The organism is Gordonia sp. NPDC062954 (assembly GCF_044543825.1).
In the GTDB taxonomy this organism is placed as follows: domain Bacteria; phylum Actinomycetota; class Actinomycetes; order Mycobacteriales; family Mycobacteriaceae; genus Gordonia; species Gordonia tangerina.
Genome location: NZ_JBITWL010000004.1, coordinates 259,693 through 283,234, shown reverse-complemented (window position 1 = coordinate 283,234; position 23,542 = coordinate 259,693). Strand labels below are relative to the sequence as shown.

General features: G+C 67.5%; 21 protein-coding genes. 4 read left to right on the top strand and 17 right to left on the bottom strand.

What is annotated here, in order from left to right:
* Positions 1-16 precede the first annotated feature (16 nt).
* Positions 17-586, bottom strand: a complete 570-nt coding sequence (locus tag ACIGKQ_RS06730) for a YdeI family protein (protein ID WP_396572858.1) — start codon at positions 584-586, stop codon at positions 17-19.
* A gap of 46 nt (positions 587-632) precedes the next feature.
* On the opposite strand from ACIGKQ_RS06730, the gene ACIGKQ_RS06725 reads away from it, so the two are divergent.
* Complete coding sequence (locus tag ACIGKQ_RS06725; protein WP_396572857.1) at positions 633-1,319, top strand: hypothetical protein; 687 nt, start codon at positions 633-635, stop codon at positions 1,317-1,319.
* Positions 1,320-1,328: 9 nt separating this feature from the next.
* Here ACIGKQ_RS06725 and ACIGKQ_RS06720 read toward each other — a convergent pair whose 3' ends face one another.
* The 8 genes from ACIGKQ_RS06720 to ACIGKQ_RS06685 all read right to left on the bottom strand — a co-directional run bounded on the left by ACIGKQ_RS06720 (position 1,329) and on the right by ACIGKQ_RS06685 (position 12,355).
* Positions 1,329-1,967: a TrkA family potassium uptake protein gene (locus ACIGKQ_RS06720; protein WP_235722921.1), complete on the bottom strand. Its 639-nt coding sequence runs from the start codon at positions 1,965-1,967 to the stop codon at positions 1,329-1,331.
* A gap of 25 nt (positions 1,968-1,992) precedes the next feature.
* Positions 1,993-3,351 (bottom strand): TrkH family potassium uptake protein, encoded by a 1,359-nt coding sequence (locus tag ACIGKQ_RS06715; RefSeq protein ID WP_396572856.1) that lies wholly within the window; start codon positions 3,349-3,351, stop codon positions 1,993-1,995.
* Between the two features lie 39 nt (positions 3,352-3,390).
* Positions 3,391-5,367 carry an ABC transporter ATP-binding protein gene (locus tag ACIGKQ_RS06710; RefSeq protein ID WP_396572854.1) on the bottom strand — a complete coding sequence of 659 codons (1,977 nt, stop codon included), beginning with the start codon at positions 5,365-5,367 and terminating at the stop codon, positions 3,391-3,393.
* Positions 5,364-7,097, bottom strand: coding sequence for an ABC transporter ATP-binding protein (locus tag ACIGKQ_RS06705; protein WP_396572852.1), 1,734 nt, complete (start codon positions 7,095-7,097; stop codon positions 5,364-5,366). The genes ACIGKQ_RS06710 and ACIGKQ_RS06705 overlap by 4 nt, the downstream gene beginning before the upstream one ends.
* A gap of 88 nt (positions 7,098-7,185) precedes the next feature.
* Positions 7,186-7,995, bottom strand: coding sequence for a family 1 encapsulin nanocompartment shell protein (locus ACIGKQ_RS06700; protein ID WP_328715809.1), 810 nt, complete (start codon positions 7,993-7,995; stop codon positions 7,186-7,188).
* 45 nt (positions 7,996-8,040) lie between these two features.
* The gene (locus ACIGKQ_RS06695) at positions 8,041-9,096 is read right to left on the bottom strand and encodes a Dyp-type peroxidase (RefSeq protein WP_396572850.1); all 1,056 of its coding nucleotides are present in this window, start codon (positions 9,094-9,096) and stop codon (positions 8,041-8,043) included.
* A gap of 41 nt (positions 9,097-9,137) precedes the next feature.
* Entirely contained in the window at positions 9,138-10,799 is a 1,662-nt protein-coding gene (locus tag ACIGKQ_RS06690) for an FAD-binding dehydrogenase (protein WP_396572848.1), read from the bottom strand.
* A gap of 68 nt (positions 10,800-10,867) precedes the next feature.
* The gene (locus ACIGKQ_RS06685; RefSeq protein ID WP_396572846.1) at positions 10,868-12,355 is read right to left on the bottom strand and encodes an amidase; all 1,488 of its coding nucleotides are present in this window, start codon (positions 12,353-12,355) and stop codon (positions 10,868-10,870) included.
* 328 nt (positions 12,356-12,683) lie between these two features.
* On the opposite strand from ACIGKQ_RS06685, the gene ACIGKQ_RS06680 reads away from it, so the two are divergent.
* Complete coding sequence (locus ACIGKQ_RS06680; protein WP_396572845.1) at positions 12,684-13,646, top strand: alpha/beta hydrolase; 963 nt, start codon at positions 12,684-12,686, stop codon at positions 13,644-13,646.
* Between the two features lie 110 nt (positions 13,647-13,756).
* Here the strand turns inward: ACIGKQ_RS06680 and ACIGKQ_RS06675 are convergent, their stop codons facing one another.
* The gene (locus tag ACIGKQ_RS06675) at positions 13,757-14,032 is read right to left on the bottom strand and encodes a hypothetical protein (protein ID WP_396572843.1); all 276 of its coding nucleotides are present in this window, start codon (positions 14,030-14,032) and stop codon (positions 13,757-13,759) included.
* A 146-nt stretch (positions 14,033-14,178) separates the two neighbouring features.
* Between ACIGKQ_RS06675 and ACIGKQ_RS06670 the strand changes: the two genes are divergently transcribed.
* Positions 14,179-14,508 carry a hypothetical protein gene (locus ACIGKQ_RS06670; RefSeq protein WP_396572841.1) on the top strand — a complete coding sequence of 110 codons (330 nt, stop codon included), beginning with the start codon at positions 14,179-14,181 and terminating at the stop codon, positions 14,506-14,508.
* Between the two features lie 296 nt (positions 14,509-14,804).
* Here ACIGKQ_RS06670 and ACIGKQ_RS06665 read toward each other — a convergent pair whose 3' ends face one another.
* The 7 genes from ACIGKQ_RS06665 to ACIGKQ_RS06635 all read right to left on the bottom strand — a co-directional run bounded on the left by ACIGKQ_RS06665 (position 14,805) and on the right by ACIGKQ_RS06635 (position 22,307).
* Entirely contained in the window at positions 14,805-16,325 is a 1,521-nt protein-coding gene (locus ACIGKQ_RS06665) for a DUF3068 domain-containing protein (RefSeq protein WP_396572839.1), read from the bottom strand.
* Positions 16,326-16,433: 108 nt separating this feature from the next.
* Positions 16,434-17,834: an ABC1 kinase family protein gene (locus ACIGKQ_RS06660; RefSeq protein ID WP_396572837.1), complete on the bottom strand. Its 1,401-nt coding sequence runs from the start codon at positions 17,832-17,834 to the stop codon at positions 16,434-16,436.
* Between the two features lie 47 nt (positions 17,835-17,881).
* The gene (locus tag ACIGKQ_RS06655; RefSeq protein WP_396572879.1) at positions 17,882-18,703 is read right to left on the bottom strand and encodes a metal ABC transporter permease; all 822 of its coding nucleotides are present in this window, start codon (positions 18,701-18,703) and stop codon (positions 17,882-17,884) included.
* Positions 18,704-18,741: 38 nt separating this feature from the next.
* Positions 18,742-19,524: a metal ABC transporter ATP-binding protein gene (locus ACIGKQ_RS06650; RefSeq protein WP_235722909.1), complete on the bottom strand. Its 783-nt coding sequence runs from the start codon at positions 19,522-19,524 to the stop codon at positions 18,742-18,744.
* Positions 19,511-20,455, bottom strand: a complete 945-nt coding sequence (locus ACIGKQ_RS06645; protein ID WP_396572835.1) for a metal ABC transporter substrate-binding protein — start codon at positions 20,453-20,455, stop codon at positions 19,511-19,513. The genes ACIGKQ_RS06650 and ACIGKQ_RS06645 overlap by 14 nt, the downstream gene beginning before the upstream one ends.
* A gap of 170 nt (positions 20,456-20,625) precedes the next feature.
* The gene (locus ACIGKQ_RS06640) at positions 20,626-20,991 is read right to left on the bottom strand and encodes a metalloregulator ArsR/SmtB family transcription factor (protein ID WP_266060681.1); all 366 of its coding nucleotides are present in this window, start codon (positions 20,989-20,991) and stop codon (positions 20,626-20,628) included.
* Between the two features lie 44 nt (positions 20,992-21,035).
* Complete coding sequence (locus tag ACIGKQ_RS06635) at positions 21,036-22,307, bottom strand: MFS transporter (protein ID WP_266060683.1); 1,272 nt, start codon at positions 22,305-22,307, stop codon at positions 21,036-21,038.
* 185 nt (positions 22,308-22,492) lie between these two features.
* Between ACIGKQ_RS06635 and ACIGKQ_RS06630 the strand changes: the two genes are divergently transcribed.
* Positions 22,493-23,536: an NAD(P)-dependent alcohol dehydrogenase gene (locus ACIGKQ_RS06630; protein ID WP_266060684.1), complete on the top strand. Its 1,044-nt coding sequence runs from the start codon at positions 22,493-22,495 to the stop codon at positions 23,534-23,536.
* The last annotated feature ends 6 nt before the right edge of the window (positions 23,537-23,542 follow it).

Genomic DNA, 23,542 nt, shown 5'->3' with positions numbered 1-23,542 from the left:
CGCGTCCGGCATCGCGTCACGGGCGTTCATTGCGGGCAGCTTTTTCGACGATCGTCGCGATGCGGCGGGTCTTGGTGGCGGGCTGCTTGGCGAAGGCGAGCTGGGTGAGGGCGGATTTCCGTACGCTCGCCGGCCACGCATCCCAGTTCGAGCGGGCAGCGGCATCCGCGTCGAGGGCGGCAGTCAGCTCCGGAGACTCGATGAGCGCCTCGGCGTCGTCGAGCAGGGTCCACAGGCCGCGTGCCTTCGCGTCGTCGATCACCGCCTGACCTGCGGGCTGCATGCGGCCCTCGGCCACCAGATCGGCGACCCGCGCCTTGTTGGACGCGGCCCAGGCACTGTTGCGTCCGCGGTGGGTGAACCACATGCCCCGGCGGTGCTCGTCGATGACGCGGGTGTGGCCGTCGACCCACCCCCAGCACAGCGCCTCGCGCACCGCGGCGTCGTAGTCGAGTGGTTCCCGTCCAGAGCCCTTGCGCCAGAACACCACCCATACCCCGGCGCAGGAGTCGTGGTGCGCCCGCAACCAGTCGTGCCAGTCGGCAAGAGACGCCGGGTGGAGATGTTCGGCGTTGGGGTCGGCCACTCCCCAAGCTTAGATGCGCCACCCGCAGCGTCGGTAGCATTGAACCGTGGGTGGCTTCATGGGCTCCATCGGCGATTTCTGGTGGCTGATCTTCCCGATCGGCGGTGTCGTCGGGGGCTGGGCCGCCCGAATTGCCGCATACAACGAGAAGCGTCGCCGCGACAAGATCGAACTCGAGCGGATCAGGGCGTCGTCGCGGGCCGAGGAACTGCGGATCACCCAGACGAGCACCGCCGCCATCGCCAAGGCCCTCGCCCGGCACGACGACGTGAACGATCGCTGGTTCGGCTACGAACTCGACCTCGCCACACTCATCGAGTACCCGATGATGACCGATCTGCGCGAGCCGTTGACCCTGGCGTTTCACCGCGCCAAGGTGCGTGCCGATGATCTGCGGCCGGCCGATCCCGGTGAACTGCTGGAACCCGCGGCCTTCGCGGAGTACCGCGATGCCGTGAGCGACTACGCAACCGCCTTCGACGCCGCCGAGCGGGAGGCGCGCCGCCGCCGACAGTCCGACTTCACCCCGTTCGAACGAGAGCGCCTGGAACGGGCCCGTCGGCTGGTGGCGGTGGCCGCTGACGCCGGGGCGACAGCGGCCGAGCGTCAGGCCGCCTACCGTAAAGCGCGCGACGAACTCGAAGGACTCATCGTCGTGCCGCCGGCCGCAGCGCAGCAACTCGAGCAACGCATCGCCGGCGCGTTGGAACCCGGACACGGTCACTCGGACTGACCTGCTGGGTCACGCCAGATCGGCGAACCTCTCCACTTCGGCGGTGCGTCCGGCCACCACCAGCATGTCGCCCGCCGACACCGCACTGTCCTCGGTCGCATAGGTGAATTCGGCGCCGGGACGTTTGATGGCGACCACGGTGATGTCGAATTTGGTACGCAATCGGCTCGCCGACAACGTCTTTCCGGTGATCGCCGACGGCGCGAGTGTCTTGACCATCGCGAAATCCTCGTCGAACTGGATGAAGTCCAGCATCCGGCCGGTCACCAGATGTGCGACGCGCTCGCCCATGTCGTGTTCGGGCAGCACCACATGGTGGGCGCCGACCCGTTCGAGGATGCGCCCGTGCTGGCGGCTGGTGGCCTTCGCCCAGATCCGCGGAATTCGGAAGTCGGCCAACAGCGATGTGGTCAGGATGCTGGACTCCAGGTCGGAGCCGATGCCGACCACAGCGAGTCGGAATTCGGGTACACCGAGCTGATCGAGGGCCTCGCGGTCGGTGGTGTCGGCGACCGCCGTGTGCGTCAGATCGTCGGCGCACCGTTGGACATTGCGCGGGTCTGCATCGATGCCGAGTACTTCGGAACCCTGCTTGACCAGTTCGCGCGCCAGCGATGTGCCGAACCGTCCGAGGCCGATGACGGCCACGCGGGTTCCGTGTCGAGTCTTGCTGTTAGCCAACGATCGGCCTTTCCTCTGGGTACTCGTACCGGCGGGTGCGCTCGCGCAGGGCCAGTGCGGTGGCGAGTGTGATCGGTCCGAGCCGGCCGATGAACATCAACACTACGAGCAGCGCCTGAGCGCCGGCGGGCAGGTCGGCGGTGATGCCGGTGGACAGGCCGACCGTCGCGAAAGCGGAGACCACCTCGAACATCACGGCTTCCAGCCGATATTCGGTCATCAACATGATCGCCAGAGTGCCGACGATCACCGCGCCGGCGCCGAGTAGCACCACCGTGATGGCCTGGCGCTGCACCGCCGGTGCGAGTTTGCGACCCACCACGTGCACGCTCGGTTCACCGCGCACTTCGGCGATCACCACGAAGGCCAGCAGTGCGAAGGTGGTGACCTTGATGCCGCCGGCGGTGCCGGCGCTGCCGCCGCCGATGAACATCAGCATGTCGGTGATCAACAGGGACGACGGATGCATCGCGCTCACGTCGATCGAGTTGAAACCTGCGGTACGCGGCGACAGCCCGGCGAACACGCCGGTCACCAGCTTGCCCACACCGTCCAGCGGCCCGAGCGTGGCGGCATTGGACCATTCGATGGCCGTGATGGACACCGCCCCCAGCAGCGCGAGGCCGGCGTAGGTCCACACTGTGATCTTGGTGTGCAGCGACCATCCGGTGATGCGCTCTTCGGCACGGCGCAGCCAGTGCAGTAGGTGTCGGCCGGCCTCGAACATGACAGGAAACCCGAGCCCGCCGAGGACGAACCCGACGACGATGGGCGCGATGATCCACAGATCGGTGGCGAAGGGGACCAGACTGTCGGGGTACAACGAGAACCCGGCGTTGTTGTACGCCGAGATCGAGTGGAAGATCCCGAGATACAGGGCGCGTCCGAAACTCTCGTCGTATCCGGTGTAGAACCGGCCGGTGAGCACCGCGGCGATGATCGCCTCCACGATCAGGCTCAGCACGATGACGCCGACGACGACCCGTTTGCTCTCGCCGAGGCGCAGGGATTTGGTCTCCGCCTGCGCCACGAGCTGCATACGCAAGCCCATCCGGCGGGCCACGAGCAATCCGAGCAGCGACGCGAGGGTCATGATGCCCAGACCGCCGATCTGGATGAGCGCGAGGATGACCAGTTCGCCGAAGGTCGACCAGTACGAGCCGGTGTCGACCACGACGAGCCCGGTCACGCACACGGCCGAGGTCGCGGTGAACAGCGCGGTGACCGGTGGGGCCGAGTCGCCGCTCTCGGTGGCGATCGGCAACATCAGCAACACGGTGCCCACCGCCACCGCGAGGGCGAATCCGATGGCGACCAGGCGCGCCGGATGCTGCGGTGTCAGCAGGCGCATCGTCGACCCCTGCGTCGGCGGGCCCCGCGGCTCGACCGCCTATCGGACAACGGAGTCATCCTCGAGGACCTCGTCCTCGAGCGGACCGGCGAACTGACTGTTGTAGAGCCGGCAGTAGGCGCCGCGAGCGGCGAGCAGTTCGTCGTGGCTGCCCTGCTCCACGATGTGGCCGTCTTCCATCACCACGATCACGTCGGCGTCGCGCACGGTGGAGAGTCGGTGCGCGATGACGAAACTCGTGCGATCGGTGCGTAGGTTGGCCATCGCCTGCTGGATCAGCAATTCGGTGCGGGTGTCCACCGAACTGGTCGCCTCGTCGAGGATGAGGATCGTCGGCTTGGCCAGGAAGGCGCGGGCGATGGTGATCAACTGTCGCTCACCTGCGCTGACGCCACCGCCCTCTTCATCGAGCACGGTCTCGTAGCCGTCGGGCAGGGTGCGGACGAAGTGATCGACGTGGCTGAGTTCGGCTGCCTCGATGACCTCCGCACGGCTCGCGGTGGGATCGCCGTAGGCGATGTTCTCGTAGATGGTGCCGCCGAACAGCCACGAGTCCTGCAACACCATGCCGGTGCGTTCCCGTAGGTCGTCGCGGGTCATCCGGCGAGAGTCGACGCCGTCGACCTCGATGGCTCCGGAGTCGACGTCGTAGAAGCGCATGATGAGGTTCACCAGCGTCGTCTTCCCCGCGCCGGTGGGCCCCACGATGGCCACCATGTGTCCGGGCTGCGCCACCAGCGAGAGGTTCTCGATGAGTGGCCGGTCGGCGACATACCGGAACGAGACGTCGTCGAACTCGATCAGGCCGTGCCCGTCGACTGGCGTCTGGGCATCGACGGGGTCCGGGGTCTCCTCGTCGGCGTCGAGGACGTCGAAGATGCGCTCGGCCGACGCCACCCCGCTCTGCATCAGGTTGAACATCGACCCGATCTGGGTGAGTGGCTGGGTGAACTGGCGCGAGTATTGGATGAAGGCCTGCACCTCGCCGAGGCTCAGCGAACCCGACGCCACCCGCAGTCCGCCCACCACGGCGACCGCCACATAGTTCAGGTTCCCCAGGAACATGATGGTCGGCATGATGATCCCGGAGATGAACTGGGCGCGCCAACTTGACTCGAAGAGCTTCTGGTTGCGCTCGTCGAAGGTGGCCTCGATCTCGGATTGGCGTCCAAAGGCCTTGACCAGTTCGTGGCCGGTGAACGCCTCCTCGACCTGGGCGTTGAGCTTGCCGGTCGACGACCACTGGGCCATGAAATGCGGTTTGGATCGTTTCGCGATCTGCGCGGTCGCGATGAAGGCCAATGGAACGGTGAGCACCGCGATCAGCGCCAACAGCGGCGAGATCCAGATCATCATCGCCAACAGCGCGATCACCATCAGCACCGAGTTCAGGAACTGCGCGATGGTCTGCTGCAGGCTCTGCGACAGGTTGTCGAGGTCGTTGGTGACACGGCTGAGCAGGTCACCGCGTGCGGCCTTGTCGTAGTAGCTCAAGGGCAACCGGTGGACCTTCTGCTCCACATCGGCGCGCAGACGTCGGATGGTGCCCACCACGACGATGTTCAGCAGGTAGGCCGCCAGCCACGCCAGCGCCGACGACAACACGTAGAGCACCAGCACGATCAGCAGGACCTGACCCACCGCGGTGAAGTCGACGCCCACACCGGGCGTGACGTCCATCGACGACACCATGTCGGCGAAGGTGTTCTGGCCTTGTTCGCGCAGACCGGCGACGGCCTGCTCTTTGGTGAGTCCGTCGGGCAGGGTGGTGCCGATGACACCGTCGAACACCAGGTCGGTGGCGTGGCCGAGGACGCGTGGCGCGACCGCAGACAGGATCACCGAGATGACGATGGAGGCCAACACGGTCACCGTGAACGCCCGGTAGGCGAGCAGCAGGCGGATGAGTCGTTTGATGGAGGGACCGAACGAGCGTGCCTTTTCGGCGGGGCCGGCCATCATCGGAGGACCGACCGCGCCGCCGCCCGGTCGACCCGCACCGCCGGGCCGGGTCATGACGCGTCCTGGATGGCGAGCTGGGATTCGACGATCTCGGCGTAGGTCTCGCAACTCTCCACGAGATCGTCGTGGCGTCCGAGCCCGACGATCCGACCGCGGTTGAGCACCACGATCTGATCGGCGTCGACGATGGTCGAGATGCGTTGGGCCACCACGATCACCGCGGCGTCCCGGGTGGCCGGGCGCAGTGCGGCACGCAACCGGGCATCGGTGGACAGATCGAGTGCGGAGAACGAGTCGTCGAACAGGTACACCGAGGGGCGTCGAATCAATGCCCGCGCGATGGCCAGCCGTTGGCGCTGGCCGCCGGAGACGGTGGTGCCGCCCTGGGCGACGGTGGTGTCGAGGCCGTCGGGCATGCGCGCCACGAAATCGTCGGCCTGCGCGATCCGCAGTGCCTCCCAGATCTCCTCATCGGTGGCGTCGGGTTTGCCGTGCCGGATGTTGGAGGCGATGGTGCCGGAGAACAGGTACGGGCGTTGGGGGACCAGGCCGATGGCCGAGCGCAGCTGATCGGGGTCGAGGCGTCGCACGTCGGTGCCGCCGACGAGGACCGCGCCCGCGGTGACGTCGATGAGTCGTGGGATCAGGCCGAGCACCGTGGTCTTGCCCGACCCGGTGGAACCGACGATCGCGGTGGTGGTGCCTTTCTCGACTCGGAAGCCGATGTCGCGCAGCACCGGGTCGTCGGCGCCGGGGTAACGGAACTCTGCGCCGCGGAACTCGACGGTGGACGGCTCGGTGGCGAATCCGACCGGGTCGGTGGGGGAGACCACCGAGGTGTCGGTGTCGAGCACCTCCCAGATCCGCTCGGCGCAGACGGTGGCGCGCGGCGCCATCATCGCCAGGAACGACGCCATCATCACCGACATCATGATCTGCATGGCGTAGCTCATCATCGCCGTCAGTGCGCCGATCTCCACCGACCCGTCGGACACCGCATGCCCACCGAACCAGATGACCGCGACGATGGTGACGTTGGTGATCAGCATGACCAGCGGGAACATCAGCGCCATCAGCCGACCGACCCGCAAAGTGGCGTCGGCCAGATGATCGTTGGCGCGCCCGAAACGATCGATCTCGTGGCGTTCCCGGACGAAGGCCCGCACCACCCGGATACCGGTGATCTGCTCGCGCAGCACCCGGTTGACGGCGTCGATCCGTTCCTGCATGGCCCGGAAGCCGGGGATCATCCGCGCGATGATCAAGGCCATGGTGAGGCCGAGGATGGGGACGGCGATCGCGAGCAGCCACGAGAGTCCCGGCGCCACGTGGATGCCCATCGCGATGCCGCCGATGCACATGATGGGTGCCATCACCAGGATCGCGGTGCTCATCACCACCAGCAGCTGCACCTGCTGCACGTCGTTTGTGGTGCGGGTGATCAGCGACGGTGCACCGAACCGGCCCACCTCCCGCGCGGAGAAGGTGTTGACCCGATGAAGGAGGTCGTGGCGAATGTCGCGACCGACGCCGAGCGCGGTGCGCGCGCCGAAGTACTGGGCGGCGATCGTGCAGATCACCTGCACCACACTGACCACCAGCATCCACCCGCCGATACGCAGGATGTAGTCGGTGTCGCCCTCGGCCACGCCCTTGTCGATGATGTCGGCGTTGAGCGTGGGCAGATACAGCATCGCCGCGGTGGCGACGAACTGAAGGGCGACCACAGCTGTCAGGTACCCGCGGTAGTTTGTGAGATATGTCCGGATGAGGCGGCTCAGCATCGCGCAATCACTTGGTAGACGCTAGCAATTCACTCCGACGGTGCGCGATGTGATTAAGGGCGCGATGTGATCAAGTGCGGACCACCGGTCACTCCGCGTAGGTGAACGGGACGACCGCTTCCGGGGTGTAGGTGAGATAGGTGAAGGACTCCTGGAAGTACAGGGTCACGGTGTCGGCGTCGTGGTGGTCGTAGCCGATGGACACGTCCTGACCGATGCTCATCTCGAAGTCACCGCCCCGGGTGCTGAGCAGGAACGCGCCGGAAATGGCGGGCGCCCACACGATGTCGCCGCCACCGACGAGCAGTCGCTGTAGATGGTCGCGGATGGGGACACCGTGGTTGGAGGTCTCGTTGACCAGCGTGTACACGTCCTTGGACAGCGCCAGCGAGTACGGGCCCTCTACCGAGGCGAGCCGCAATGCGGTCGTGGCCTGCGACAGCGCCTCGGCGTAGTCGCGCACGTCGGCCGGCAGGGGAATCGGGGTTGCCGACGCAGCCGGCCGGATGCCGGTGATCCCGCCGGCCGGGTACCCCTCGAAGATCGCCCGGTCCTCGGCCCTGGCCAACTCGGCCGCGGCATCGCGCACCGGGTCCCAATCGGAATCCTGAGCTCCCCGGTCGACGTCGTCGATGGCCTCGCGGCTGACGGTGAACGGCACCTTCAACTCCACCAGCGGCTGAGCCTGCCGCTGATGGGCGACGATGCCATCGGCCGGCGGATCGATCTTGCTGCGATGCCCCAGGGTGACCGAGGCGATGTCCAGGCCGAGCGGGCCGTTGACGTCGACGAGGCGCCGCGCGGCGCTGTTGCGCTTGAACGAGCGGGTGGCCTCCTCCTCGATCTCGGCCCACGCGGCCGCGGAGATGGGTGCGAGTTCGCGATGCAGGTTGTTCATGCTGCCTCCTGGGAGAGTGAGTGGCCGGATGGGTGATCGGATGAATCAGTGCAGAGAGCCGATGCCGAGGGAGCCGTCGGTGGGTGGATCGGGCTCGCTGCGCTCGCTCGTGGATACTCGATCATCGGGGGAGGTGGCGGTGTCGCCACCGACCTCGTCGGCGGGCGCAGTCGGCGGGTCCGGCAGGTCCTCGAGAAAATCGATGGTCGGCGTGAAGAACTGCGCACCGGTGACCGCGGTGGTGAAGTCGAGCAGCCGGTCGTAGTTGCCGGGCGGATCACCGACGAACATCTTGCGCAGCATCTCTTCGGTCACGTCGGGACCCGCGGAGTAGGCGATGTAGAAGGTGCCGCGTTCCCCGGAGCCGGAGGCGTCGCCGTAGGGCATGTTGTCGCGAACGACGTCGATTTCCTCGCCGTCGGCGCCGGTGACCACGTTCAGCGCGATGTGCGAGTTCGTGGGCTTCACGTCGTCGTCCATCTCGACGTTGTCGAACTTGGTGCGGCCGATCGCGTCTTCCTGCTCGGGAACACTCAGCGCGTTCCACGCCTCGAGGTCGGTGACGTAGCGCTGGATGGCCACGTAGCTGCCACCGGCGAACGCCGGGTCCTCGTCGCCGACGGTGATCGCGTCGATCGCGGCCTGTCCGACCGGGTTCTCGGTGCCGTCGACGAAGCCGATGATGTCGTGCAGGTCGAAGTAGCGGAAGCCGTGTACCTCGTCGACCACGGTGACGGCGTCGCCGAGCGCGTCGGTCACCAGTCGGCCGACCTCGAAACACAGGTCCATCCGGTCGGCCTTGATGTGCACGAGCAGATCGGCCGGCGTGGCCGGGGCCGTGTGTACCTCGCCCTGGTAGACGACGAACGGCCGCAGCGAGCGCGGGCGCGGCCCGTCGAACAGCCGGTCCCAGGCGGCCGAACCGATCGACGCGATCGCGGCCAGCGCCGCCTCGGGCGCGCGCGAGGAGACCGCCCGCGTCAGCGTGGGTAGGTCACCCAGCACCTCCCGGACCGCGTCTTCGCCGTCGTCGTCGATGGTGAGGACCAGAAACAGCGCCGAGGTGGTCTTTCGCGTCAGGATCGTCTGGGGGATCGGCACGGGACACACTGTAGCCCACCGCGACCGGGCGCATCGGAGGGTCAGCCGCGCGCGACCGCCCGCCCGGCGGCACGTCCGGAGAAGATGCAGCCGCCCAGGAAGGTGCCCTCCAGGGCGTTGTAGCCGTGCACGCCGCCACCGCCGAATCCGGCGACCTCACCGGCGGCGAACAGCCCGTCGAAAGCGGTGCCATCGGGCCGCATGACCTGCGAATCCAGGTTGGTCTCCAATCCGCCCAACGTTTTTCGGGTCAGGATGTTGAGCCGGACGGCGATCAGCGGGCCGTGTGCGGGATCGAGAAGTCGGTGGGGTTTGGCCACGCGGACCAGCTTGTCGCCCAAGTACTGTCGGGCGTTGGTGATCGCCATCAACTGGGCGTCCTTGCCGAACTTGTTGTCGATCTGCGCGTCGCGGGCGGAGATGACCCGCTCGAGATGCTGCAGGTCGAGTTCGGGTCCCCGGGTGATCGCGTTCATCCCGGCCACCAGGTCGGGGAGATTGTCGCGCACCACGAAGTCGACCCCGTGCTCGGTGAAGGCGGCCACCGGGCCCGGCGCACCCTTCGCGAGCCGGCTCTTGGCGGCGAACTTGAGGTCCTTGCTTGTGATGTCGGGGTTCTGCTCCGAGCCCGACAGCGCGAACTCTTTCTCGATGATGCTCTGGGTGAGGATGAACCACGAGTAGTCGTGGCCGGTGGCGAGGATTGCCTTCATCGTCGAATTGGTGTCGAAGCCGGGGAAATTGGGCGGTGCCAGTCGATTTCCGTTGGCATCGAGCCACAGCGACGACGGGCCCGGGATGATGCGGATCGCGTGATCGGGCCAGATCGGATCCCAGTTGTGGATGCCTTCGGTGTAGTGCCACATACGATCCCGGTTGACCAGGCTGGCACCGGCATCCTCGGCGATGCCGAGCATGCGGCCGTCCACGTAGGCCGGCACGCCGGAGATCATCGTCTCCGGTGCGGTCCCCAGCCGTTCGGTCGGCCAGTTCTGGCGGATCAGTTCGTGGTTGTGGCCGATGCCGCCGGTCGTGACGATGACCGCGCCCGCCCGGATCTCGAAGTCGCCGGTCACGTGGCGCGGCGATGCCACCCCGCGATCGAGGTCGGTGGGCGGCAGGACCGAACCGCGCACGCCGACGGCGGCCCCGTCGTCGACGATGAGCTCGTCGACGCGGTGGCGGAAACGGAACTCCACCAATCCGCGTTTCTCCGCCTCCAACACAGGCTCGGCAAAGACGCGTACCACCTCGGGGCCGGTGCCCCAGGTGAGATGGAAGCGGGGGACCGAGTTGCCGTGCCCGTCGGCGAATCCGCCGCCACGTTCGGCCCAGCCGACGATCGGGGTGATGCGCAGACCGAGATCGTGCAGATACTGCCGCTTCTCGGTGGATGCGAAGTCGACGTAGGCGCGGGCCCACTGGCGAGGCCAGAAGTCCTCGTCGTCGCGGTCGAACCCAGCCGACCCCATCCAATCGTGCAGTGCCAGTTCGGCGGAGTCCTTGATGCCGAGGCGTCGCTGCTCCGGGGTGTCGACCAGGAACAAACCGCCCAACGACCAGAACGCCTGACCGCCGAGATTGTTGCGATTCTCCTGATCGACGACGACGACCTTGCGCCCGGCGCGGGTGAGTTCATAGGTGGCGACCAGCCCGGCCAACCCTGATCCGACCACCACCGCGTCGGCCTGCTGCTCGCTCACACGCCCTCCTCTTCCCCTCGTCTCGATCGACCTTAGCCCTCGCGCTCCGACCGCCGGGGTCGCCTCGCTCAGACCGAGATGTCGGCGTACCGATGCGCCCAGGGGGACGCCTGTTCGAGTTGAGCTGCCAACGCGAGCAGTGCGTCGTCGGCGCCCAGCCGCCCGACGAACTGCACCCCCAGCGGCAGCCCGTCGGCGGTCCAGTGCAGCGGCACGCTGATGGCCGGGCGTCCGGTGAGGTTGGCGAGTTGGGTGTAGGGCACCCAGCCGAGGCTCTGCTCGATGAGGTCGTCGAGAATGCCGGTGCGGGCCAGCAATTTTCCGGCATGCACCTTCGCGATCACCCGGGACGCGGCCTGCAGCAGCGGGGGCGTGGTGGTGGCGCCCACCCGCAACGGCGGGGTGGCCAGCGTCGGGGTGAGGAACAGATCGTGTGTCCGGTGGAACTGCGCCAGCGCCAGCACGTGCTTGTTGACTTCGTCGAGGGCCGCCATCGCGGCCACCACCCCGGCCGACCGTCCGAGTTCGGCGAGCGCGAGGGTGTCGGCCTCGAAGTCGCGGTCGGTGGCGCCGGTGAGGGTGCGCGTGGCCTCGACATCGGTGGCCAGGGATGCGAACCAGATGGTCAGGAAGTCGCGGGCCAGCGCAGCATCGTCCTGCGGTGGCGTCACCTCCTCCACGTGGTGGCCGAGTTCGGTGAGGACCGTCGCGGCGTGCTCGACCGCGGCGATCGCCTCGGGGTGCGGGTGTGGGTTGATCGCCGACACCGTCGAGTAGCCGATGCGCAGCGGTGCCGGCGGGGAGCCGATGACGGTGGCGAACGGGGTCGGCGGGACCGGGGTGGGGTACACCGAACCGTCGGTGGCGCCGACGATCGCGTCATAGAGTGCGGCGGCGTCGCGTACGGTGCGCGACACCACGCCCTGCACCGCCATCCCGAACTTGGGTTCGCCGGTGACCGGGCCGAAGGGCGCGAGCCCTCGGGTCGGTTTGAGCCCGACGAGGCCGTTGCAGGCGGCTGGTATCCGGATCGAGCCGCCCCCGTCGTTGGCGCCGGCGGCCGGCACGATCCCGGCGGCCACCGCGGCGCCCGATCCGCCCGACGACCCGCCGGGCGTGTGGTCGGTGTGCCACGGGTTGCGTGCCGGTCCCCACAACTCGGGTTCGGTGACGCCCTTGGCGCCGAATTCGGGGGTGTTGGTCTTGCCGAAGATCACCAGCCCGGCGTCGAGGAACCGGCGCACGACCGCGGAGTGCTCGGTGGCGACGTGGCGCGACAGTGACCGCGACCCGAACGACGTCGGATAGCCGCGATACTCCTGCGCGAGATCCTTGATGAGGAACGGCACCCCGGCGAACGGCCCGGACAGCGTGGGGTCGGCGGCCCGGGCGTCGGCGGCGTCGTCCATGCGCGCCACGATCGCGTTGAGCGCAGGGTTGACGTCGTCGGCGCGACGTCGCGCCAGCGACAGCAGTTCGGCGGCGGTGACCTCGCCCGCGGCGACGAAGCCGGCCAGAGAGGTGGCGTCGTGGCGCAGGTACTCGCGGAGCTCCATCGTGCTCAGCGTACGTATCGATACCTGAGTGTCACCGTTCATCGAGCAAACCGATAACGGCCCGGTGACGCGAAACGTCGGTTTCGTGAACGGGTGGAGCGGGTCTCGAGTGCGCTGCGATATTTGCCCAGGTCGTCCGCGTGAGTCGTCGGTCTGGAGCATCCGCGCAGGTCCGGGGCGACGCGTTCCTGGCTTTGCCGGAGCGTTATCGAGCCGTTACACTCGCTCCCGACGGGTATGCGTCGGCCCCTTGCGCCATAGAATCCCGTGAGAACGCCCTGAGAATGACCTGGCCTGACTCGAGGTCAAGATCGATAAGGACTTGTGAATGCTGACTCGCGCCCGTAAGCGCCTGGTCGCCGGACTCGTGGCACTCGTTGCCGCCACGGGCGCCGCAGCGGTCGCCGCGCCCGCAGCCCACGCGGCCAACGGATGCACCGTGGAATCCGTCTACTCGAACGCGATGCACCGCAGCGTGCCGGTGTGCATCGTTTCGGCCGGCGGCGGCGGACCGAAGCCCACGCTGTATCTGCTCGACGGCCTGCGTGCCCCGAACAACAACAGCGGCTGGCTCATCGAGACCGACGTCGCGCGCTACATGAACGGCAAGGGCGCCAACGTGGCCATCCCGTTCGGTGGCGGGGGCAGCTTCTACACCGACTGGGAGCGCGCCGATCCCAAGCTGGGCGTCAACAAGTGGGAGACCTTCCTGACCCGCGAGCTGCCGGCCTACATGGCGCGCAAGCACAACAGCGACAACCGTCGTAACGGTGTGGCAGGGCTGTCGATGTCGGGTACCTCGGCGCTGAACCTCGCGTCGCGTCACCCGGGCTTCTACCAGGCGGTCGCCTCCTACAGCGGCTACCCGACGGTCACCATGCCGGGCTTCAACCAGGGCATTCAGGCGTCGGTCATCGAGATGGGCGGCAATCCGGTCAACATGTGGGGCGTGTGGCCCGCCGGTCAGTGGGCGGCCAACGACCCGTTCCTGTCGGCCAACAACCTCGCCGGTCACCACGTCTACGTGTCGTCGGGCACCGGCGTCGGCAGCAAGTACGACACCTCGGTGAACCCGTCCAGCGCCGACTTCGACCCGGTCAAGTTCGCGCAGATGGTCCCGCTCGAGGTCGCCGCCTCCACGAGCAGCCAGCTCTACATCGGTCGCCTCGCCGTGGTGCCCGGCGTCAAGCTCACCACCCACATCACCCCGGACGGTGTGCACTGGTGGGACTACTGGCAGAACGACTTCAAGCAGTCGTGGAACACGACCTTCGCGCCGGCGTTCTTCTGATCGGCAGGGCGCTGATCTGAACGGCTAACGCAGCCACCTCGGTTCGACGAAACCACCTTGGTTCGATACCAAGGTGGTTTCGTCGTTTCGGGGTGTCTGTGTCGAGGGGGTTACGCGGCCGGTCGCATAAGCAGTCGGCGGACGCGCTCGGCGAGGCCATCGGCGTCGTCGACGTCGGACCACCCCCAGTGGATCGCGCGGTTGTCGGCTTCGACGATGGCGTCCGAACGCCCCTTCTCCTTGCGGAGGACCGCGACACCACTCTGGCCGGCGTACTTCGACTCGCCGTCTGCTTCCCCGACGGCCCGCTGCTCGCGCCAGTAGAAGTCGGCCCGGGCGATCCATCGTCCACAGGAGTCGTACAGGTCGACCTGCAGTTCGGGCATTGGGAGCCCGCGGTCGGTCAACTCGATGCGGCTGTCGAGACTCCAGCACCGATTCCGACAACGCATTCAACTGTGATACCACCAGGCGCGCCCGCGTCGCTCCGGTCATCTTCGCGATGAGGTCCAGTTCGTTCTCGAGTTCGGTCATGGTGCAGAGGCCGGCGTGCAGCGCGGCATCGCCGACGGCGATCGCAGGGATGCGACTCGAACCCCGCGCGACATCGATCACGGTGCGAGCCGCAGAGGTCACGAGAACCCCGTCGACCGTGGTGGTCGCTGCCGGCCGGGTGTCGGTCATCAGGCGGACAACACCGGTCGAACGTGAACCGGGTGATCGCGACGGGTCGACCATCACCACCCGCTGGGTGGGCAGGCCCCAGATCGGGAGGCCGAGCACAGCAGCGGCCGACACCGAGGCCAGCGCGCGGCCAGAAGTGCGCGATGTCCGCAGGCGGGCCACCGCGATCTCGCGATGACGTTGCTCGCGGGTCCCGTCGAGGAATTGCGGCGAGATCAGCAGGCCGCGAGCGAGAGATTCGAGGTGGCCCGCTCGTTGCGCCAGGTGAATCTCGTGGTCGGTGTGGCCGCGCGCGTGCAGCTCGTGGCGGCTCATCGCGTGGTCGATGCAGAACAATTCAGCCATACCCATTGGACGCACCGAAGGCCCGATCGGCTCCACCCACATCGAGCTCGACGTAGACACCCCGATTCGCCAACATCACCTTGCATCCGATGCAAGGTGATGCCGCGAATCGGGGTGGTTGCCGGCGGCCTACTCCGCCGGTGGGCGCCGGTACCGCTGGGTCTCGTCGGCAGACGGCGGTGTGAGCCACCCGGTGGCCGAGTCATCGCCGGCCGGGGGTTCGGTGGTCGACGGCTCGGCGGTCGCGTCGGTCTCCGACTCGGGCGCGCTCTCGACGCGCGGGATCTGCTCCGTCGGCTGATCCCACGGGTCGGCAGCGTGTGCCCCGCCGGCGCGCGCATCGGCAGCTCCGGCACCCGCAGCACCGGCAGCACCGGCGACACCAGCGGCTCCCGCGACACCACCGCCGGCCGCGTCATCGGTGGGCGCGATCGGCGAATGCTCACCGCGTGTCTCACCCAGCCACGAGGTCGTCGCCGGATCGTCGGCGGGCGGGGTGGTGTCGTCGTCGCCGCGGCGGCGTCCCCGCCACCACATCAGCGCCCACACGCCCAGCAGCACCACACCGACGACGGCGAGGATCAGCGGCAGCCAGAAGTTGCCGAGCCGCAGCTGGCCCATGTAGTCGTCGGCGCGGGCGGCCTGGTTGGAGACGGTCTCATCGGTCCACTTGAACCGAGCTTTCAACACATCCATCTGGAAGTCGCGGATCGGTGCCGGGGTGTCGTCGCTCTGATCGGGTGAGCGGAAGTACTGGTGCTGGTCTTCCATCCCGTCGACGATGGTGCCGGTCTCGGGCTCCACCCACACGGTGCGGGTGGCCGTCGCATACCGGTGCATGGTGACCTGGTCGCGGGGTTCGACGCCCCGGCCGGAGATCCCCCACCAGCTGGCCGGCATGGTCAGGATGGTGCCCAACGCGGCCTGTCCCTGGGCGTTCGGCAGGCTCGACACATCGGTTTCGGGGACCTCGCCGCTGAACTCGTAGACGGTGACGCCGTCGATGGTCTTCTCCCCGACGAACTCGACCGGGATGTCCTGGCGGGTGTTGGTGTCGTAGTAGAGGTAGGAACGCTTCTGCACATCGAACCCGAACTTGTACTGGAAGCCCTGCCGGTCGGGCAGCTCCACGGACACGTCCTGCGGGTTGACGCCCTCGGGTGCGGCCTCGAGCTGCAGCGAGCTGACCGTCCCGTTGGGCACCGAGCTCTTGCGGTTCACCGACACCCGGTCGATGTTCGCGGTGAGCAGCCCGTCGTTGCACTCGCGGGCTGCGTCCGCCGCCGCCATCGTGGGTTCGGTCTCCTCGCCGTCGGCATCGCGAAGGCGGTCGATCTGCACGGTCTGTGCGGACTGCAAGGTCGCCTGGCGACGGTCGGACGGGTCGACGATCACCGACCGGCGCTGCTGACTGAGATGAGCGTCGTCGACCTGCGCGCGGCGTTCGTTCACCGAGCAGCGGTCGAAGACCCGCGCCGGAAAACGATCACCCGTCGAGCCGTCCTCGGACACGGTGGTCGCCTCCGAGGTGATGTCGAGGTCGAGGGGCACCACCCGCAGCTGGGGCACCAGGAACAACGGTATGGCGATGGCGGCGGCAATACAGGCGGCGCCGAGGAACGCCGGCAGCGCCAGCCAAAGTCGTCTCATTCTCCACTCCCAGAACTCACAGGCTCCACGCCCAGAAACCACACGGCCCGCCACACGGCAGGACTCAACGTCCCACCCTATCGGCGCGTGGTCGACAACTGTCGGAGGTCAGCCGGATGCGGCCCGATCGTCGCGCCGGTCCCGCTCGGCCTCCTTCATGATCCCCGCCATGTATCCGTAGATTTCTTTGTCGGCCATTGCCTTCCACCGCGGGGCCAGGAGCTTCATGTACTTCTCGACGTAGAGCAGCTGCTTGCCCACCAAGACCAGCTCCCGGGGCAGCCGGGCATCGTGGGCCTTGGCGACCGCGGCCAACTGCCGGCCCAGGTCGGTGTAGGACATCGACGCCAGGTCCGTGGCGCCCAGCGGCATGGCGACTTTCTTGATGTCCTCGGCCCCCTGCGCAGTCGAGCCTGGCTTGTGGACCGCGCCGAGCAGGAAGATGGCGCGACCTGCGGCCTCGTAGTCACCCCGCACGATCAGATCGACGACGAGCTGCCGCAGGATGCGCCGGGTGCGCTTGGAGAAGCGCCCGACGATGCCGAAGTCCAACAACACCAACGTGCCTTCGGCGTCGACGAGCACATTGCCGGCGTGCAGATCGCCGTGGAACAGGCCGCCGTGAAAGGCCGACTCCAGCAACGAGAGCAGCAGGTTGCGGCACAACGCCACCCCGTCGTGGCCGGCGGCGCGCACGGCGTCGGCGTCGTCGATCCGGATGGCGTAGATGCGTTCCATCGTGAGCACCCGGGAGGTGGTGAATTCGTCGTACACCTGCGGCACCCGTACCCGAGCGCCGAACGGCCCCTCGCGCAGGCACTCGTACCATTCGCGCATCGTGGTCGCCTCGTTGCGGAAGTCGAGTTCGTCGTCGAGGCCGTCGGCGAAGTCCTCGACGACGTGTCGGGCGCTGAGCATGCGGCCGTATTCGGAGATCTCGGCGAGCCCCGCGAACCGTTCGAGCAGTGCAATGTCGGGGGCGAGGCGTTCGGTGATCCCCGGCCGCTGGATCTTGACCACCACTTCCTCACCGGAGTGCAGGGTGGCGGTATGGACCTGGGCGATCGACGCCGACGCGATCGGGTGAACGTCGAAAGCGGCGAACACCTCTTCGGGAGCTCGGCCGAGTTCGGCGATGAACAGCTCGCGGATGGCAGCCGGATCGGCCGGCGGCACCCGATCGAGCAGTGACTCGAACTCGGTAGCAAGGGTCTCGGTGAACACACCCGGGCTGGATGCGATGAGCTGGCCGAGCTTCACGTAGGTGGGGCCGAGATGTTCGAAGATGGTTCGGATCTCATGAGCGACGAGGGCGGCGGTCGGTGTTCTGCCGTGCAGCAGGCCCTGTGCACTGTGGAACACGAAACGCCCGACTCCCGCCGCGGCATGTGCCGTCGCCGCGCCGAACCGGGTGATCTCGGTCAGCGGCGACACCCTGGGCAGCTGCGCGCGGAGCTCGGGACCGGGGGCATTGCGGCCGTCGTCAGCGGAGTTCTGCGTTGTCACCATCGGCAAGTGTAACGATCACGACCGGTGGATCCCAGGTGACGAGCCGATCAGACCGTCGCGATTGCCGTTCGGCGTCGGCCGTACCAGCTGGTCACGAGGCCGTTGCGGGGTGCGAAAAGGTAGATCGCGGTGAACATCACACCCTGGGTGACCACCACCATGCCGCCGGGCGAGACGTCGGCGCTGTAGCTGACGTAGACGCCCATCACGGTGGCCCCGACGGCCAGCGCGGGGGCCAGCAGCAGCATGTGTCCGAACTTGTCGGTCAACAGATGCGCGGCGGCGCCGGGGATGATCAACATCGCCACGACCAGGATGACGCCGACGATCTGTAGGGCGACGACGCAGGTCAACGCCAGCAGCCCCAGGAGCAGGGCGCCCAGCCACCGGCGCGACAACCCGATGGCATGCGCGTGCACCGGGTCGAAGGCGAACAGGGTCAGGTCGCGGCGTTTGGCCACCAGCACCGCGGTGACCACGGCGCCGAGGATCACCAGCTGCCACAGCGCGGACCCGCTGACGCCCAGCACGTTGCCGAACAGGATGTGTCCGAGGTCGGTCTGGCTGGGGGTGGCCGAGACCAGCACGAGGCCGAGGGCGAACAAGGTGGTGAACACGATGCCGATCGCCGCGTCCTCCTTGACCCGACTGGTGTCGCGGATGGTGCCGATCAGTGCGACGGCCAGGAACCCGAAGATCACCGCACCGATCGCGAACGGCACCCCGACGATGTAGGACAACACGACCCCGGGTAGCACCGCATGCGACACCGCATCGCCCATCAGAGACCAGCCGATCAGCACGATCCAACAACTGATCAGGGCGCACACGGCCGCCGCGACGGCGCTGGCGAAGAACGCGTCCCGCATGAACGACAACGTCCAGGGCTCGATGAGGAACTCGATCATCAGCCGACCTCCGCGTCGGTGCGCGGCGCACGGCGTTCGGTGACGTCGACGCCGAAGGCCAGCGCCAGGTTCTCCGGCCGCAGTGCCTCCTGCGGGGTGTCGTGTACCAGGACTCGTTGCATCAGCAAAACCGCCTCGTCGGCGAAGGAGGGCAGCGTGGACAGGTCATGCGTCGAGATCAGCACGGTGCGGCCATGCGATGCGAGGTCGGTGAGCAAGTCGATGATTGTTGCCTCCGAACGTTTGTCGACGCCGGCGAACGGTTCGTCGAGCAGCAGGATCTCGGCTCCCTGCGCGATACCGCGTGCGACGAAGGCGCGTTTGCGTTGACCACCGGACAGTCGCCCGATCTGTCGGTCGGCCAGGTCGGTGAGTCCGACCTGGGCGAGCGCGGCGTCGACGGCCTCGTTGTCGCGAGCGGTGATGCGCCGGAAGAGGTTTTGTCGTCCGTAACGACCGGTCATCGCCACTTCGCGGACGGAGATGGGGAACTGCCAGTCCACGTCCTCGGCCTGGGGGACGTAGGAGACCAACCCGCGAGCGCGGGCGCGCGAGGTGCTGTGCCCGGCGATCGTCACCCGCCCCGAGGTGGGCCGCACCAACCCCATGATCGACTTGAACAGCGTTGATTTGCCGGATCCGTTCATGCCGATCATGCCGCAGATGCGGCCGGGGCGGACCGTCATGGACACATCGTCGAGCGCGGTCACCGGGCCGTATCGCACGGTGAGTCCGGAAATGTCGAGAGCTGGAACCTGTTGTGCGGTATCAGGGTTCGGCACGGTCGAGGTCCTTTCCGGTGAGTCCGGCGACGATAGTGGAGATGTCGTGGCGCAGCAGGTCGAGGTAGGTGGGAACCGGTCCGTCGGCCTCGGACAGCGAATCGACGTAGAGGGTTCCGCCGTAGCGCGCGCCGGTGTCGGCCTGCACCTGCCGCATCGGTGCGTCGTTGACGGTGGATTCGCAGAACACCGCCGGCACGTCGCGAGCGCGGACGAATTCCACGGTCCGGCGCATCTGTTGGGGAGTGGCCTCTTGTTCGGAGTTCACCGGCCAGATGTAGTGCTCGGTGAGTCCGGTGTCGCGGGCCAGGTAGCTGAATGCACCTTCGCACGACACCAACGCCCGCTCGTTATCCGGGAGCGTGGCGACCGCATCGATCAAGCGCTGCTGCTCGGCGTCCAACTGACGCCCGTACTGTGCGGCGTTGCGGCGATAGTCCTCGGCGTGGTCGGGGTCCACCCGCGCGAGGCCGGCCGCGATGTTGGCGGCGTACACCTTGGCCGCGGTCGGTGACATCCAGGCGTGCGGGTTGGGTCGGTCCGCCTCGTCGGCGGCCGCACCCGGAATCTCACTGATGTGCATCGGCTCGATCCCGTCGCTGGCGACGATGCGCGGAACATCCATGTCGGCCAGGAACCGCTCGAACCAGTCATCCAGATGCAGCCCGTTGACCACCACCAGCGATGCGTCCATCGCCTTGTGTAGATCGCCGGGAGTGGGCTCGTATCCGTGGATCTCCGCGCCGAATTTGGTCAGCGACACGGCCTCGGCGTGCGATCCGCCGACGTTGCGCGCGATGTCGGCGAGCACGGTGAACGTGGTGAGCACCTTGGGGCGGTCACTCTGCGTCCCGGCAGAACCGCATGCGCCGAGGGCCGTGACGAGCAGCACGACGGCCGCGATGAACGCACCGCGCCGGACCTGTGACATGCGCATACCGTAGTTTCGGGTTACCGAACTTGCAAGTTAGCCATGCCTGACTCGGTGGCGTCGCGGTTCCTCCCCCGGGGTAGTGCCAGACTTTCCGCGCGTTTGTGGGGGATGACCGGAAGTCAGGGGAAGGAACCGGGGCGGGTGGTGGTCGCCGCCGCCCGGCGAGCTCACGAATGGGTGGGTTCGCCGGTCACCTGATGGTCAGCGAAGTTGAGCGCTTCGGCAACCAGCCGGCGCAGATGGCCGTCGCGGATGCGGTAGATGACGCGGCGGCCGTCTTTGCGGGTGTCGACGAGGCCGGTGAAGCGCAGTTTCGCGAGGTGCTGGCTGACCGCGGTCCGGGACGCGCCGGTGGCCTCGGTCAGAGAGCTGACGTCGGTTTCGCCGTCGGCGAGCAGGGACACGATGTGCAGTCGCGTCGGTTCGGCGAGCATGGCGAAAACCGAGGTCGCGGCAGCGAGCAGCGCGGGGTCGGGATCGACGAAGTGATGCAGGCTGCGGGAGTCGCGTGGCAACGCGGTCTCGTCGGTCATCTGCCAGACCTCCTCGCGGGATCGGCGTGGCCTGCTCGACGGACTCAGCCGGTCACTGCCTCGGATGTCATCGTAGGCGACCGGTGCGCGCGCACCGGTCGTGCCGATGTCGCACGTGTCCAGGTGCGTCGGGCGAGGAGGCCGGCGGTCGCCGCCATCGCGGCCATCGCCAGTGGCATCACCCAGGGGCCGACCAGGGCGGGACCCCAACCGGCGAGCGGATACGTCACCAGGAACGCGGCGTGCGACGAGGAGAACTGCGCGGTGAAGACAACGTCCCGGTCGTCGTCGTGGGTGTGGTCGCGCAGCAACTGGGTGGTGGCCATGGTGATCAGCGAAGTCCCTGCGCCGAGGACGAACCACAGAATCAGCAGCGCCGCCGGCGTCGGGCGGGTCGCGGTCATCGCGGCGACGCCGGCCAGCGCGGCTGCACACAGCATCGCGGCATGCCCGACGACTCGTCGGACGCCACCGAGGGCCCGCAGCAGACGCCGCAACGCGACGGCCGCCGCGATCGACCCGGCGCCGAAGACCGCGAGCGAGACCGCGAGCATCGAATCGCCGAGACCCAGCGTTGCGCGGACATAGACCACTGAACCGACGACCACCACCGCGGTGGCCGCGGCGGCGGCCACATTGGCCCACAAGATTCCGCGAAAGACCGGGCGCTGCAGCATGATGCGCAGGCCTGCGGTCGTGTTGTCCCAGAGGTCGCCGACCGAGCGCACAGTGCCGGACCGGCGGGGCGATCCGTGCAGCCCGGACGTCAGCACGAACGTGGCCGAGCCGACGAATCCGATTGCGGTGCCGACGAAGAGATACGAGTAGCTCATGAGGCCGAGTAGCGCGGCGGCGATCATCGGGCTGACCACCGATTCGAGGTCGTAGGCGACCCGCGATGCGGATATCGCACGGGTATAGGTGTCGCGATCGGTCACCACCGTCGGGATCACCGAGCCGAACGTGGGGGTGAACGTCGCCGACGCCGATTGCAGTGCGAACACCAGCAGATACACCTGCCACACCTCGCCGAGGAAGGGCAGCGCGGCCGCCATCACCACGCGCACGACGTCGGCGCCCACCAGCACCGAGCGCGCCGAGAAGTGACTGCACACGGCGCGCATGATCGGCGCCATCACGACGTAGGCGATCATCTTGATCGCCAGCGCGGTGCCTAGTACGGCTCCCGCGTCGGTGCCCGCCAGGTCGAACGCCAATAGTCCCAGCGCCACGGTCATCAGGCCGGTCCCGAGCAGCGAGACGACCTGGGCGGCGAACAACCGCCGAAACACCGGGATGCGGAACAAGCTGACCACGAATCGATAGTAGACATAGGTGCGCATATGCGCACATAAATATTCCGTGATGTGACGAACTCGCTCGTCGGCACACTCGGCGCCGGTTCTGCGGAACACTGGAACGAGCGCGGGGAGGTCCGCAGCGGGATCGACGAGCTCGACTCGCATCCCGCGAACCTGACGTCGAACAACAGGGAGCATCCATGCCCACCACCGTCAACGCCTACATCGCCACCGCCGCCGACGCTCCGCTGGAGCCGGCCACCATCGAGCGTCGCGATCCGAAGCCACATGACGTGGTCATTGACATCGCGTACGCGGGAATCTGTCACTCCGACATCCACACCGCCCGCGGGGAGTGGGGGCGTACCGCCTTCCCGGTGGTGCCCGGCCATGAGATCGCCGGCATCGTCTCGGCGGTCGGCTCCGAGGTCACCCGGTACTCGGTCGGTGACCGGGTGGGAGTCGGCTGCTTCGTCGACTCCTGCCGAGAATGCGAGCCGTGCCAGGCCGGCGACGAGCAGTACTGCGAGCGCGGCATGACCGGCACCTACAACGCCGTCGACCGTGACGGCGAGCCCACCCACGGCGGCTACAGCAAGGCCATCGTGGTGGACGAGAATTACGTGTGCGGCATCCCGGAGGGCATCGGGCTCGACGAGGCCGCGCCGCTGCTCTGCGCCGGGATCACCCTCTACTCGCCGCTGCGGCATTGGAACGCCGGTCCCGGCAAGAAGGTTGCGATCGTCGGGCTCGGCGGACTGGGGCACATGGGTGTCAAGATCGCCCACGCGATGGGCGCCGAGGTGACCGTGCTCTCGCAGTCGCTCAAGAAGATGGAGGACGGCCTGCGTCTGGGCGCCGATCACTACTACGCCACCAGCGACCCGGATACGTTCACGAACCTGCGCAACGAGTTCGACCTGATCGTCAACACCGTGTCGGCGAATCTGCCGATGCAGAAGTACCTCGGCATGCTCGCCCTCAACGGAACACTCGTCGAACTCGGGCTGCCCGAGCATCCGATCGAGGTACCCGCGTTCGCGGTCGCGGCGAATCGCCGCAGCTTTGCCGGCTCGATGATCGGTGGCATCGCAGAAACCCAGGAGATGCTGGACTTTTGCGCCGAGCACGGCATCGGCTCCGAGATCGAGGTGATCGGCGCCGACAAGATCAACGAGGCGTACGACCGCGTCGTCGCCAGCGACGTGCGGTACCGGTTCGTCATCGACACGGCGACGCTCTAGCCTTCT

What these genes read in the sequence shown, in the direction of transcription:
- ACIGKQ_RS06630 (WP_266060684.1), top strand. Translation starts at nt 22,493, where the DNA reads ATGCCCACCACCGTCAACGCCTACATCGCCACCGCCGCCGACGCTCCG.
- ACIGKQ_RS06680 (WP_396572845.1), top strand. Translation starts at nt 12,684, where the DNA reads ATGCTGACTCGCGCCCGTAAGCGCCTGGTCGCCGGACTCGTGGCACTC.
- ACIGKQ_RS06660 (WP_396572837.1), bottom strand. Translation starts at nt 17,834, where the DNA reads ATGGTGACAACGCAGAACTCCGCTGACGACGGCCGCAATGCCCCCGGT.
- ACIGKQ_RS06640 (WP_266060681.1), bottom strand. Translation starts at nt 20,991, where the DNA reads ATGACCGACGAGACCGCGTTGCCACGCGACTCCCGCAGCCTGCATCAC.
- ACIGKQ_RS06675 (WP_396572843.1), bottom strand. Translation starts at nt 14,032, where the DNA reads ATGCCCGAACTGCAGGTCGACCTGTACGACTCCTGTGGACGATGGATC.
- ACIGKQ_RS06710 (WP_396572854.1), bottom strand. Translation starts at nt 5,367, where the DNA reads ATGACCCGGCCCGGCGGTGCGGGTCGACCGGGCGGCGGCGCGGTCGGT.
- ACIGKQ_RS06670 (WP_396572841.1), top strand. Translation starts at nt 14,179, where the DNA reads ATGGTGCAGAGGCCGGCGTGCAGCGCGGCATCGCCGACGGCGATCGCA.
- ACIGKQ_RS06655 (WP_396572879.1), bottom strand. Translation starts at nt 18,703, where the DNA reads ATGCGGGACGCGTTCTTCGCCAGCGCCGTCGCGGCGGCCGTGTGCGCC.
- ACIGKQ_RS06700 (WP_328715809.1), bottom strand. Translation starts at nt 7,995, where the DNA reads ATGAACAACCTGCATCGCGAACTCGCACCCATCTCCGCGGCCGCGTGG.
- ACIGKQ_RS06665 (WP_396572839.1), bottom strand. Translation starts at nt 16,325, where the DNA reads ATGAGACGACTTTGGCTGGCGCTGCCGGCGTTCCTCGGCGCCGCCTGT.
- ACIGKQ_RS06705 (WP_396572852.1), bottom strand. Translation starts at nt 7,097, where the DNA reads ATGCTGAGCCGCCTCATCCGGACATATCTCACAAACTACCGCGGGTAC.
- ACIGKQ_RS06645 (WP_396572835.1), bottom strand. Translation starts at nt 20,455, where the DNA reads ATGTCACAGGTCCGGCGCGGTGCGTTCATCGCGGCCGTCGTGCTGCTC.
- ACIGKQ_RS06685 (WP_396572846.1), bottom strand. Translation starts at nt 12,355, where the DNA reads ATGGAGCTCCGCGAGTACCTGCGCCACGACGCCACCTCTCTGGCCGGC.
- ACIGKQ_RS06715 (WP_396572856.1), bottom strand. Translation starts at nt 3,351, where the DNA reads ATGCGCCTGCTGACACCGCAGCATCCGGCGCGCCTGGTCGCCATCGGA.